Source organism: Mesorhizobium sp. M0185, from assembly GCF_040322175.1.
Lineage (GTDB): Bacteria > Pseudomonadota > Alphaproteobacteria > Rhizobiales > Rhizobiaceae > Mesorhizobium.
Map to the genome: position 1 here is coordinate 1 of NZ_JAMYSY010000061.1, position 11,837 is coordinate 11,837.

Annotated in this window: 12 protein-coding genes; 3 read left to right on the forward strand and 9 right to left on the reverse strand. The window is 62.2% G+C overall.

Features of this window, described 5'->3' with window-relative positions; all coding sequences use genetic code 11:
• Positions 1-146: 146 nt before the first annotated feature.
• The 3 genes from NKJ20_RS29960 to NKJ20_RS29970 all read right to left on the reverse strand — a co-directional run bounded on the left by NKJ20_RS29960 (position 147) and on the right by NKJ20_RS29970 (position 1,748).
• The gene (locus NKJ20_RS29960; RefSeq protein WP_352748993.1) at positions 147-566 is read right to left on the reverse strand and encodes a VOC family protein; all 420 of its coding nucleotides are present in this window, start codon (positions 564-566) and stop codon (positions 147-149) included.
• 72 nt (positions 567-638) lie between these two features.
• On the reverse strand, positions 639-1,466 hold the full coding sequence (locus tag NKJ20_RS29965; protein ID WP_352748995.1) for a helix-turn-helix domain-containing protein: 828 nt from the start codon (positions 1,464-1,466) through the stop codon (positions 639-641).
• Positions 1,467-1,577: 111 nt separating this feature from the next.
• Positions 1,578-1,748, reverse strand: coding sequence for a hypothetical protein (locus NKJ20_RS29970; RefSeq protein WP_023676480.1), 171 nt, complete (start codon positions 1,746-1,748; stop codon positions 1,578-1,580).
• A 154-nt stretch (positions 1,749-1,902) separates the two neighbouring features.
• Here NKJ20_RS29970 and NKJ20_RS29975 point away from each other — a divergent pair, with 154 nt between their 5' ends.
• Both NKJ20_RS29975 and NKJ20_RS34235 read left to right on the forward strand, forming a co-directional pair.
• Positions 1,903-2,334: a TerB family tellurite resistance protein gene (locus NKJ20_RS29975; RefSeq protein WP_352709524.1), complete on the forward strand. Its 432-nt coding sequence runs from the start codon at positions 1,903-1,905 to the stop codon at positions 2,332-2,334.
• Positions 2,335-2,478: 144 nt separating this feature from the next.
• Positions 2,479-2,910: a hypothetical protein gene (locus NKJ20_RS34235; protein ID WP_502900859.1), complete on the forward strand. Its 432-nt coding sequence runs from the start codon at positions 2,479-2,481 to the stop codon at positions 2,908-2,910.
• 685 nt (positions 2,911-3,595) lie between these two features.
• Here the strand turns inward: NKJ20_RS34235 and NKJ20_RS29985 are convergent.
• The 6 genes from NKJ20_RS29985 to NKJ20_RS30010 form a co-directional block, all read right to left on the reverse strand.
• A complete protein-coding gene (locus NKJ20_RS29985) occupies positions 3,596-4,348 on the reverse strand; it encodes a CPBP family intramembrane glutamic endopeptidase (RefSeq protein WP_352748997.1) in 753 nt (250 codons plus the stop codon).
• A gap of 151 nt (positions 4,349-4,499) precedes the next feature.
• Complete coding sequence (locus NKJ20_RS29990) at positions 4,500-6,119, reverse strand: ABC transporter ATP-binding protein (protein ID WP_352744786.1); 1,620 nt, start codon at positions 6,117-6,119, stop codon at positions 4,500-4,502.
• Positions 6,116-6,985 (reverse strand): ABC transporter permease, encoded by an 870-nt coding sequence (locus NKJ20_RS29995; protein WP_352744783.1) that lies wholly within the window; start codon positions 6,983-6,985, stop codon positions 6,116-6,118. Before NKJ20_RS29995 ends, NKJ20_RS29990 begins: the two co-directional genes overlap by 4 nt.
• Entirely contained in the window at positions 6,982-7,929 is a 948-nt protein-coding gene (locus tag NKJ20_RS30000; RefSeq protein ID WP_352749000.1) for an ABC transporter permease, read from the reverse strand. The genes NKJ20_RS29995 and NKJ20_RS30000 overlap by 4 nt, the downstream gene beginning before the upstream one ends.
• Positions 7,930-8,165: 236 nt before the next feature.
• Positions 8,166-9,644, reverse strand: a complete 1,479-nt coding sequence (locus NKJ20_RS30005) for an ABC transporter substrate-binding protein (RefSeq protein WP_352749001.1) — start codon at positions 9,642-9,644, stop codon at positions 8,166-8,168.
• A gap of 131 nt (positions 9,645-9,775) precedes the next feature.
• Positions 9,776-11,065, reverse strand: coding sequence for an acetylornithine deacetylase/succinyl-diaminopimelate desuccinylase family protein (locus tag NKJ20_RS30010; RefSeq protein ID WP_352749003.1), 1,290 nt, complete (start codon positions 11,063-11,065; stop codon positions 9,776-9,778).
• Between the two features lie 222 nt (positions 11,066-11,287).
• On the opposite strand from NKJ20_RS30010, the gene NKJ20_RS30015 reads away from it, so the two are divergent.
• Positions 11,288-11,716 (forward strand): L,D-transpeptidase, encoded by a 429-nt coding sequence (locus NKJ20_RS30015; RefSeq protein ID WP_023676467.1) that lies wholly within the window; start codon positions 11,288-11,290, stop codon positions 11,714-11,716.
• Positions 11,717-11,837: the final 121 nt, after the last annotated feature.

Below are 11,837 nucleotides of genomic sequence, written 5' to 3' on the forward strand. Positions count from 1 at the left end.
GAAAACGACGCAAAACAACCGTTGCAGGCAGGGCGCCGTCCACATATGGATCCCAGGGTCTCCGCGACGGAGCTTCGCTCCTGCTCCGCCCAGGGATGACGAAATTGGGAGGCTTCGGCCAATCCCGAATGTGCAGCGCTACCAGTTCATGCTTTCTCGTCAGCCTTCGGCCAGTAGGTGCCGAACGACCAGACATTGCCTTCCGGATCGCGGCAGATGAATTCGCGGCTGCCATAGTCGCGGTCGGTGAGCTCTTCCAGAATCTCGGCGCCGGCGGTTTTTGCCCGCGCGTATACCGCGTCGGCGTCAGCGACCGCGACATAGATCGACTTGCCGCCGCCCGACCCGGGCGCGCCGACCATCTTGCCATAGGCATCGTCGCGCGCCGTGCCGAGCATGATGATCGAAGAGCCGAATGCGAGTTCGGCGTGGTGCACCACGTCGCCTTCGCCATGGCGGGCGCGGATGCTGAAGCCGAAGGCCTCGCACAGCCAGTCGATCATGTTGCCGGCATTTCTGTAGCGCAGCGCCGGGTAAATCCGCGGTGGTTCGGTGTTGTTCGGCATGGCAGATCTCCTTCAACGGGTTGTCGATCAACCCAGTCTGGGCGAAGGCCGGTTGCGCGTCTTGAAGAAATGTTACCTCGCGGCAAGCGCCGTCGGCGCGACGCCTGCCAGGTCGCGAAACTCGCGTACCAGATGCGCCTGGTCGGCATAGCCGCAGTCGGCGGCGATGTCGGCCCAAGCGCTGTTGGCCTGTCTCGACAGGCCAAGCGCATGGTTGAAGCGGACGATGCGCGACAGCGTTTTTGGGCCGGTGCCGATAGCGTCCGAAAATTTTCCGGTAAGATGCTTGCGGCTCCAGCCAAGCTTTTCGGCCAGCGTCGAGATGTGGGTCCGCCCACGCGTCGAGACGATCGTCTCATAGGCCCAGACCATTTCGGCCTGAGTGCGGTCTGCGGTTGCCAACCGATCACCGACGAAGGCTTCGGCGATGGCAAAGCGTGAGCTCCAATCCGGCGCATTGCCAAGCCTTTCGCGAAGCGCGATGCCTTCGACGCCGAGCACGTCATCCAGGCCGACCATGCGGTCGGTCAGTTCGCTCATCGGGCGGCCGAAGAAGCGACGAGCGCCGAGCGGGCTGAAATTGATCTGCACACAGCAGGCGCCGCCGAAGGATTCGATCACTACCGGCCCGGCATAAAGGCCGGCGGCAAAACTGGCGAAGCGGTCATTGTCGCCCGGGTCATGGCCGAGCCCGATGGCAAAGGGTTCGGCAAAGCTGATGACCAGCGGCACGGTCAGCGAGGCATATTCGATGGCGCGGAAATGGCCTGGCATGGTTTCGCGAAAGCCGCACATGTCGGTGACGACGCCCTGAAACCGATGGCTCGGCGCGCGCCGCACCATCTCGAACCGATCGAGGCCTGGGCTTTCGTGGCGGCTGCGGTCTTCGCTGTCGGGCATGCGCTTTCCTTCCGCCACGCGACTTTAACAGACCATCCGTCGGAATCAAAAGCGCCCCGCGTTTTGCCGGGCGCGCCGAGGTTCCGGAGATTATGAATTGTCTGGACGTGTTTAGGCGCCGCGCATCAGGCAGCCGGCGGCCAGCACGATGTAGGCGATGACGACAATCCACGCGGCATTCAAAGGGATAAACGCAAGAACGCCAAGCGCGGCGAGAACGCCGATGATGGCGATGACAAGGGATATAATGAAAATAAGCTGGGTAGGCGCACTGAGATTCATGTTCGGTCCCTCCTCAACATGATTCGTACAGCGGCATAGTATCAGGCGCGCGGTCACACACCAATGAGCGCACGCAGGCGGCTTTTCCATCATTCGCACCCCGTTTGCGCAAATCCGATTCCGCGCTACCTTCCCGACGAATCGGAAGGGGCTGATGGCGATGGGATTGCTGGACCAGATACGCTCGATCTTCGACGGCGACCCCGGCGTGCGCAAGGTCGCGGACGATCCGGTGCTGTCGGCGGAATTGCTGATGCTGTTCCGTATGATCCTGGCCGACGGTTCGGTCAGCGAAAGCGAAATGACCGCCTTCAGGCGTATCTGCCGGGACGCCTTCGGCATTCCCGAAACCAGCATCGACAGCGTCATCGAATATCTCAACGAATTCGGCTACGAGACCAACAGCTCGCAGGCCGTCGCCCAATTCCACGACCTCGACGTCGAACGGCGCAAGCTGCTCGCCCGCCACATGGCCGAGATCGCCAAGGCCGATTCGCAACTTGCCGGGAGCGAGATGCAGCTGTTGCGCCGCACGCTCGACCTGCTCGACATCGGCCCGGCCGATTTGGTCAAGCCGCAAGGCTGAGGCATCGGCAGGATTGTGGCGCACTTGGCCGTGGTGACGCGGTTCAGCCAGCGGCGGGTCGGCGAATAGATGAAGCTTGTCGTGACCCCGTTCGCATAGGTGATCGACTTGGTTTGGCCATCGGCTTCGTAGATCGTCGAGGTAATGAAGCCTGAAGCCGAGAGCAGCTTTGTTGGCGGCGGTATATTGCAGCGGGGCGGCCGCCGTGCCGAAGTCGAGCTGCACCGGCAGGTATTGCGTGCGCAGCGTCTGGCCGGAGGCATCGCGCACGCTGGTCGTGGTGTGGGTCAGCGTGCCGATGGTGACGTCCTGGCGGGCAATCTTGCCGAAGCCGTCATATTTGGCGACCTGCGTGGCGGCAGGGTTGGTGGAGGTGGTGAGCTGGCCGATGTTGTAGAAGCCCGCCGCCGCCTGATCGTAGGTGTTTTGGGTCAGCGTCACCGCGCTGCCGCCGGACGCCGTTGCCGTCTTCAAGGTCAGCCGGTCCATCTGGTCGTAGGCCAGGCTGGTGACGGTGCCGCGGGCATCGGTCTGGCTGGCCAGCCGGTTGGCGCCGTCATAGACGTAGGACCATGAGCCGAGGTCGGGATCCGTCCCAGAAAGCCGGTTGCCGGTCGGCAACGTTTGGTTTAAGTTAGATTATCCACAAGGTCGACGCCGTCAGCGTCAATTGGTTAACCCCCTTCTTCTATAGAATTATCTACTATGATTGCGTTATCCTTTCCATTATAGACAAAGCTCTCTAGAGAAATTCCGCGCTCAATTAATCTTGATATGCAGATCTCAGATCCGTATGAGAATATAATTGAAACCAAACCGGAGTCTATGACAACATCTATAATATTAATAGACTGCATGTAAGCAAGTATAGAGCACGAAATTTTCGTATTCACTATAATAGTGGCGTCTCTCTATCAAGGAATATTATGATACTGCCGTTTTCGTACTTAATTGAACGAAGTTCTTTTCCAATTAGATTTTCCTTTAGGTGATTCATATGGCGTTTACTTTCTCGCGTTCAGTTTGGAATATGTGCGAATGGATGTTCCCTTGAACTCGTCCCCCCCGGGAGTTCCAAAAGTGGCCCCCGGTGTAAGGGTTCAGAGATTGTCTAGTAGGACTTGAATAGACGTTATACCCATTCGGATACCCTGGACTTGCCGCACTCGGGTTTGTCGCGTTCATCATTCTCAGATTCGTCGTTTCCTTGGTCAGGCAGCTTTGCTCCGCTCTGCGTCAAGCCCTTCACTTCGTGCGGCATTCATGCAAGCCCGAACGCCAGGACCAGGAAGCCCATCGCTCCGAACCCGGCGTGGATAACCATCCCGGCCCATGTGCTGCGACGCCGCTGGACGACATAGGGCAGCAGCAACGTGATCGGCACAAGGGTCAACAGGACTTGCCAGGGGAAGGCAGCGTGGAACAGCAACCACGGGATCCCATTGACCAGCCAAGCCCGCCTGCCGAAGGCAATCTCTTGCCGCGGCAGCGCGAAACCCCGCCAGACAAACTCTTCCCCAACGATGTTCAGCACAAAAAACGGAAGCCACGCGCCGAGAATCCAGTATCGGCCGGGACCGAGCGGCTCGAAAGCCATGAACGAGGGATTAAAATTCTTCCCGTCTTGCAGCATCCGGAGCGCGGCGCCGATGCCGCCGGTCAACACGCCGACGGCCGCCAGCCCTCCAACAGCCCAGAGCCAGTCGCCGCCATTCATCGGGCGAAGCCATAGCCGCGCGCCCAACGACCCCGGCCTTCCTGAACGCCGTTCCCGATATAACAGCAGGGCAGCCGTGAGAAGCAGGGGGCCAAAAAGGACGATGCTTGCGGCCAGGAACCACATCACCACAGGCTCTGCCCCGGTGGCGGAGACGAACGCCGGGACGGCTACCCGCGTTGTCAGGAACAGCAGCAGAGCACCTGCGCCGAACAGAGCAGCGGAGCCGCCCAGGCCCAGCGGAGGAACCCGATCAGGCTCCGGCCCGTCGCGCCTTTCATAACCGTTTGCTGTCAATGGCCATTCTCCCGCCCGTGTGCCGAACGAATAAGGTTAAGCCGTGCCACGAAGCGACACAGCCGGGTCCCCGCTGCTCCGCAGCGTCGCGGCGTTCGCTGGCCTTTCATCGTGCCACCGGCACGATGAACTCGCTTTGCGAACCGGCCGCTTACCCCTGTTCGTGCAGCCGTTTCGCGATCGCCCGGTGCAAATCGGGAGCAGCAGTGACCAGCGCCTTGGCCGCCTCGGACTGCGGGTGGTCGAGCACTTCGTTCGTCCTGCCGCGCTCGACGATCTTGCCATCATGCATGACCATCACCTCGTCGGTGATGGCGCGGGCGACGGTCAGATCATGGGTGATGAACAGATAGGCGATGCCGAGTTTTTGGTTGAGCTCGGCGAACAGATCAAGAATCTGCGCGCGGATCGAGACGTCGAGCGCCGAGACCGGCTCGTCGGCGACGACCAGCTTCGGCCGGGTGATGATGGCGCGGGCGATCGACAGGCGCTGGCGCTGGCCGCCCGAAAACTCATGCGGATACTTGTCCATGTCGCCTGGTGAGAGGCCGACCTCGTGCAGCGCATACGCCACCATCTCGCGCCGCGCGGCGGGCGCCGGCTTCTTCTCCAGCACATGCAGCGGCTCGGCCACCAATCTCTCGACCTTCTGGCGTGGGTCGAACGAACCATACGGGTCCTGGAACACGACCTGCATGTCGCGCCGTGCCGGCTTCAGCTCCGCCTCGCTCTTGCCGGTGAGGTTATCGCCGCGGAAGCGGATCGTACCGGCCGTTGGCTTGTCCAGTGCCAGGACCATGCGAGCAAGCGTCGACTTGCCACAGCCGGAACGCCCGACGAGCGCCATCGACTGGCCGGGCGCCATCGAGAAAGAAACATCGTCGACGGCGCGGATGGGAGCCCCTCGCTTGAGCAGCGATATGCGCCGTGCCGGATAGTCGCGCGTCACGCTCTCTACCTCAACCAGAGGTTTTCCTTGGCCGACGCTGTGCCTAGCCCGCGCGGGCACATGCATCGAGGCCTGCGCCAGCTGGCGCGTATAGGGATGAAGCTGTCCGGACAGAATGCGCGCCGTGTCGCCGGCCTCCATCACCTCGCCATGGCGCAGGATGGTGATGCGGTCCGCCATCTCGGTCACCACGGCGAGGTCGTGCGAGATAAGCAGCAGCCCCATGCGGTTTTCCGCAACGAGGTCGCGCAGCAGGTCGAGGATCTGCGCCTGCAGCACCACGTCGAGCGCGGTCGTCGGTTCGTCGGCGATCAGCAGCTTGGGCTTCAGCGCACAGGCGATGGCGATGACGACGCGCTGGCGCTGGCCTCCGGACAGCTCATGCGGATAACGCGACAGCGGGAACTGCGCCGCCGGCAAGCCGACCCGGTCGAGCATTTTTCGCGCCCGTTGCTCGGCGTCAGCGCGGCTCGTCCTGGTGTGCCAGCGAATACCCTCGGCGACCTGCTCGCCGATGGTCTTGACCGGGTTGAGCGCCGTCATCGGCTCCTGGAACACCATGCCGATGTCGTCGCCGCGCAGTGCGCACATCTGATCCTCGCTCGCCGCCAGAATATCAATGCCGTCGAAGGTAACGCGTCCGGTGGCGCGTGCCGCCCAGGGCAAGAGCTGCATCACGGTGAGCGCCGTCATCGACTTGCCGGAGCCGGATTCGCCGACCAGCCCCATGACTTCGCCGGGCGCGACGGACAGCTCGATGTCCCTGAGGATGGGCGTGCCGCCGATGGCCAGCGACAGCTTCTCGATTTCGAGCAGGCTCATCGCTGCCGCCGCGATTTCGGATCGAGAATGTCGGCAATGCCGTCACCAAGCAGGTTCAGGCCAAGCACGGTGACGACGATCGCCATGCCGGGAAAGATCGCCATCCATGGCGCCACCACCATGCGGGTCTGGGCGTCGAACAGCATGCGGCCCCAACTCGGCATCGGTGGCTGCGTGCCCAGCCCGACATAGGAAAGCCCGGCTTCGGCCAGTATGCCCAGCGCGAACTGGATGGTGCCTTGCACCAGCAGCAGCGTGGCGATGTTGGGTAGCACATGTTCGATGCTGATCAGCGTCCTGCTCTTGCCGGCGGCACGGGCGGCGAGGATGAATTCGCGCGGCCAGATCGCCAGGGCACCGGCGCGGGCGACGCGCGCGAACACCGGGATGTTGAAGATGCCGATGGCAATGATGGCGTTGAACGCGCCCGGCCCGAAGATGGCGGTGATCATGATTGCCGAAAGCAGCGCCGGAAAGGCGAAGACCAGGTCGTTCAGCCGCATCAGCACGTCGTCGGCGGTGCCGCCGCGCGCCGCGGCAAAGGCGCCGAGTGGCACGCCGACGCCCATGCCGATGCCGACCGCCACCAGCGCCACGGCAATCGAGTTGCGGGCGCCGACCATGATCATCGACAGGATGTCGCGACCGAAATGGTCGGTGCCGAACCAGTGCGCCAACGATGGCGCCTGGGTCTTGTCGGAAATGACCAGCCTGGTGACGTCGTAAGGCGTCCACAAGAAGGAGACGATCGCGACCGCCGCCACCAGTGCGGTGATGACGAAGCCGGCGAGGAACGAACGGTTTCGAAACGCCTTGGCCAGGATGCCGGCAAGGTTCTCGTCGGGGATGTCGATGTGCAGCGTCATTGCCGGCCTCTCAGGCGCGGATCGACCACCGCATAGGAGAGATCGACAACGAAATTGACGACGATGACCGCGGCGACCAGCAGCATGACGACGCTCTCGACCACGATCAGGTCACGCTGGTTGATCGCCTGGAACACCAGCCGCCCGAGGCCGGGCAAATAGAAGACGTTTTCGATAATGATGGTGCCGGCAAGCAGGAAGGCGAATTGCAGGCCTAAAATGGTGACCACCGGGATCATGGCGTTGCGCAGCGCATGCCGCCACAAGACAAGGCGATAGGGCAGGCCCTTGGCGCGGGCGGTGCGGATGTAGTCCTCGTTCAGCACTTCGATCAGTGCCGAGCGGGTGACCCGGGCGAGGATCGCCGCCTGCGGCAGAGCGAGGGCGATTGCCGGCAGGAGCAGCGATTTCAATGCCGGCCAGACGCCGGCGCCCCAGCCGGGAAAGCCGCCGCCCGGCACCAGCCGCAGCCAGACGGCGAACAGATAGATCAGCATCAGCGCAAACCAGAAATTGGGCACGGCGACGCCAAGCTGGGCGGCGCCCATCGCGATCGTGTCGCCGGCGCGGCCGCGTCGGCTGGCGGAAAACAGTCCGACCGGAATGGCAATGACTGTGGACAGCGCCAGCGCCATCAGCGCCAGCGGCAGCGAGACGACGAGACGCTCACGGACCAGATCGATGACCGGCACCGAATAGGTGTAGGAACGGCCGAAATCGAGGCTCAGCAAGCCGCCGGCCCAATGCAGATAGCGCAGCACGACGGGAGCGTTGAGACCCATCTGGTTGCGCAGCAATTCGATCTGGTCGGCGCTGGCGTTCAGGCCGAGCATCAGCCGCGCCGGGTCGCCGGGAATGATCTCCAGCATGGCAAAGACCACCATCGAGGCCAGAACCAGCGTGACGATGGCGATGGCGAGGCGCTTGAGGAGATAGGCGGTCATGAGCCGCCTGATGCAAGCACTGGGCGAAGCTTGCGTTCCCGCCCACCCCCCTCTGTCCTGCCGGACATCTCCCCCTCAAGGGGGGAGATTGGCAGTTTCCACGCCGGCACTGTCCTTGCAACGCTAGTGGTTAGCGAAAGCGGCGGTGAGGGCTCAATCTCCCCCCTTGAGGGGGAGATGTCCGGCAGGACAGAGGGGGGTGTGACGGAGTGCAACTTTCGCCTTTCTGTCAGCGATCAATCCGTCCACTTCACCTTGGTCAGGTCGTTGGCCTGGATCGGGGCGTTTTCCCATAGGCCCTGCAGTTTGGCGTCCCAGACGCCGACCTTCGGCAATTCGTAGAGGAAGCCGACCACGGCGTCATCGGCCAGGACCTTCTGCGCCTCGCCGAGCAGCGTCATGCGCTTGGCCTCGTCGGAGGTAAGGTTCAGCTCGTCGATGATCTTGTCGAAGGCCGGATTGTCGTAGTTGAAGTAATAGTCCTTGCGCGAATAGATATCGATGTCATTGGGCTCGGTGTGGGAAACGATGGTCAGGTCGTAATCCTTCTTGGTGAAGACCTGGTCCAGCCACTGCGCCCATTCGACCGGGATGATCTCGAGATCGATGCCGATTTCGCGAAGCTCGGAGGCGATGATCTCGCCGCCAAGCCGCGCATAGGAGGGCGGCGGCAGCTTCAGCGTCGCCTTGAAGCCATTCTCCAGGCCGGCTTCCTTCAGCAACTCCTTGGCTTTCTCCACATTGTGCGGGTAGAGGCCGGTGAGGTCGACATAGGCCTTGCTGGCGGGTGACATGTGCGAGCCGATCGGCACGCCGAGGCCGGCCGAGGCGCCGTCGATGATCGCCTTGCGATCGAGCGCAAAGGAAATCGCCTGCCTGACCTGCAGCTTGTCGAAGGGCGGCTTCTTGTTGTTGATCGACAGGATGGTTTCACCCTCGGTCGAGCCGATCACCACCTTGAAGCGCGGGTCGTCCTTGACCTGGGCGACGCTGTCGGGGTCGAAGAACGGAAAGGCCTGGACGTCGCCGGAAAGCAGCGCCGGAACGGCGGCGGCGGCATCCGGAATGATGCGGAACTCGGCCTTGTCGAGGAACACCGGGGCGCCCCAGTAATTGTCCGACTTGACCAGCGTGATCGACGAGCCCTTGGCCCAGTTCTGGAATTTGAACGGGCCGGTGCCGATCGGTTTTTCCTTGTTGGTGTCGGCTGTCTCAGGCGCGACGATAACCGCGTCGCCCCAGCCCATATTGTAGAGGAACGAGCCTTGCGGGTTCTTCAGCGTGACATTCACCGTCGTGGGATCGACGACCTCGACCTTGTCGATGGCGGCGAACAGGCTCTTTTGCGCGTTGACGGAATTGTCGGCGCGGGCACGATCGAGCGAGAATTTCACGTCGTCGGCATCGAAGTCGCTGCCGTCATGGAATTTCACGCCTGTATGCAGCTTGAAAGTGTAGACCTTGGCGTCGTCGGAAATGCTCCAGCTTTCGGCGAGATCGGGCAGCACCTCGCCGTTCGGGCCGATGCGGGTCAGGCCCTCGAAGACATTGGCATAGAGTACCTCGTCGATTGCCGCCGCGGCGCCCGCCGTCGGATCGAGATGAGGGGGTTCGAGCGTAATGCCGATGACCAGGTCGGTGCGCGCGGCCATCGCCGAGGTTCCGGCGGCCAACGCCAGCGCCGCAGCGGCCAGAATGGTTTTCCACAATTTCATCGTGCAACTCCCCATATGCTAAAACACGTGCTCAAAACCCGGCGGATAGAAGCGTGAATTTGCCGCCGAGTAAATTGCGTTTCGTACCGTCCGCCGACGCCGGGAGGAATGTTTTTCCGCCCATGGCCGGATCATAGCGGGCCGGCGCCCCTCAGCAGAACGCCGAGGCCGATGGCCATCACCTTCGCCGAGTCCAGCATGTCGGCAATGCCGACCCATTCATCGGGCCGGTGGGCGAGATCGAGGATGCCCGGGCCATAGGCGATGCAGTCATAGATGTGGCCGATGCGGGCGATGTGCTTCTGGTCATAGGTGCCGGGCGAAATCACGTAATCCGGTTCGCGGTCGAATATCTCCATAATGCCTTGCGCGACCGCCTTAACCACCGGCGCATCGCGCTCGGTCATCAGCGGCAGCACCTCCATCAGATCGCGGATTTCGTAATCGAACTTTTTGCGCTCGCGCTTCAGCCGTTCCAGGATATCGGTCACCTCGCTCTTGACCGCAGCGAGATCCTCTTCGAGCAGGAAGCGGCGGTCGATGGTCAGCCGGCAGGAATCGGGCACGTTGGGCGAGGGCAGGCCGGGCCGGAAATCCTCCGTCTGGCCGCCATGGATCGAGTTGATGTTCATGGTCGAGCGTTTTGCGCCTTCGGGCACGACCGGCATGCGCGTCATCTTGCGGTCGAGCGCCGGAAACAATTCGTCCTCGAAGGCCCGCAGCACGGCGCCCATATGGCGCACCGCATTGTCGCCGAGGAACGGCATCGAGCCGTGCGCGATCTCGCCCTTGGTCTCGACCTCCGCCCACCAGACGCCGCGATGGCCAAGGCAGATGCGATCCTTGTTGAGCGGCTCGGGAATGATGACGTGGTCGACCTTCGGTCTGGAGAAATAGCCGAGCTTGGCCAGATGCGCGACGCCGCCAAAGCCGCCGGACTCCTCGTCGACCGTCCCCGAAATCTCGATGGCGCCGGGAAAATCGGGAAAGACCTCCATGAAGGCTTCAGCGGCGATGATCGAGGCGGCAAGCCCGCCTTTCATGTCGCAAGCGCCGCGGCCATAGACCTTGCCATCCCTGACGATGCCGGCGAACGGATCGAGGGTCCAGCCGTCGCCGGGCTCGACCACGTCGATGTGCGAATTGAAGTGCACGCAAGCACCCGGCGCCCGGCCATCGAAACGGGCGACGACGTTGACGCGCGGGTAACGGTCAGTGTCGGCGGGCGTGCCCTCGGCACGGATGAATTCGATCTCAAAACCGCGCTTCTTCAGCCGCGCGCCGATAAATTCGGCACATGGCCGATAGGCTTCGCCGGGCGGATTGATGGTTGGAAAGCGGATCAGATCCGCAGTCAGTGCAACCAGATCATCGGCTCGGTCATCGATAGCCTTGAGGAGCCGTTCGTTCGGTTCGTTCATTCGGCGAATTGAGCAGCGGATGAGGGGGTTTTGCAAGCCCGATGGCGAATTGCGAGGCGATTGCGTGTCGTTACGGCAACTATCGCGGGAAATCGTTCAAATTCGCTGCTTTGGATTGGTGAAATCGTCAGGGAGTGGGTGTTAGCTCGCTGGCTTGCCATCAAAACGCTGGAGAACAGCGCGAGGGCAGGCAGGCAAGGGGCATCAAAGGGGTTTGATTGCATGAAAAACACTGTTCTCATGGCAGCGGCATTGATGGCGATGCTGTTCGGTTCGTCGTTCGAGAGCCGGGCGGCCAGTCTGGTCGCGAACATCGACATATCCTCACAGACAATGACGGTAAGATACGGGCTTTCGTATTACCGGTGGAGCGTTTCCACCGCCCGCAAAGGCTACATCACGCCGCGCGGCAGTTACCGGCCCCAGCGGACGGCCCGGATGTGGTATTCGCGCAAATACGACATGTCGCCGATGCCCTATTCGGTGTTCTTCCGCGGCGGCTATGCTATCCACGGCACCGGCGCGATCCGGCAATTGGGGCGCCCGGCATCGCATGGCTGTGTGCGCCTCCACCCCAGCAACGCCGCCGCGTTCTATTCGATGGTGCGCAAAGCCGGCTTCGGCAATACGCGGATCCTCGTGACGAATTAGGGCCTGCTCCTCGGCCCGCAATAAAAAACCCGCCGGAGCGGCGGGTTCGTCGGGGCCAAATAGCACCATACCGAAATTAGTAGCATAGCTGCCGGCACAAAGCAAGAACAAAATAGGGCCG

What these genes read in the sequence shown, in the direction of transcription:
- NKJ20_RS30000 (WP_352749000.1), bottom strand. Translation starts at nt 7,929, where the DNA reads ATGACCGCCTATCTCCTCAAGCGCCTCGCCATCGCCATCGTCACGCTG.
- NKJ20_RS30010 (WP_352749003.1), bottom strand. Translation starts at nt 11,065, where the DNA reads ATGAACGAACCGAACGAACGGCTCCTCAAGGCTATCGATGACCGAGCC.
- NKJ20_RS29960 (WP_352748993.1), bottom strand. Translation starts at nt 566, where the DNA reads ATGCCGAACAACACCGAACCACCGCGGATTTACCCGGCGCTGCGCTAC.
- NKJ20_RS29990 (WP_352744786.1), bottom strand. Translation starts at nt 6,119, where the DNA reads ATGAGCCTGCTCGAAATCGAGAAGCTGTCGCTGGCCATCGGCGGCACG.
- NKJ20_RS30015 (WP_023676467.1), top strand. Translation starts at nt 11,288, where the DNA reads ATGAAAAACACTGTTCTCATGGCAGCGGCATTGATGGCGATGCTGTTC.
- NKJ20_RS29970 (WP_023676480.1), bottom strand. Translation starts at nt 1,748, where the DNA reads ATGAATCTCAGTGCGCCTACCCAGCTTATTTTCATTATATCCCTTGTC.
- NKJ20_RS30005 (WP_352749001.1), bottom strand. Translation starts at nt 9,644, where the DNA reads ATGAAATTGTGGAAAACCATTCTGGCCGCTGCGGCGCTGGCGTTGGCC.
- NKJ20_RS34235 (WP_502900859.1), top strand. Translation starts at nt 2,479, where the DNA reads ATGAAGCCTGAAGCCGAGAGCAGCTTTGTTGGCGGCGGTATATTGCAG.
- NKJ20_RS29975 (WP_352709524.1), top strand. Translation starts at nt 1,903, where the DNA reads ATGGCGATGGGATTGCTGGACCAGATACGCTCGATCTTCGACGGCGAC.
- NKJ20_RS29995 (WP_352744783.1), bottom strand. Translation starts at nt 6,985, where the DNA reads ATGACGCTGCACATCGACATCCCCGACGAGAACCTTGCCGGCATCCTG.
- NKJ20_RS29965 (WP_352748995.1), bottom strand. Translation starts at nt 1,466, where the DNA reads ATGCCCGACAGCGAAGACCGCAGCCGCCACGAAAGCCCAGGCCTCGAT.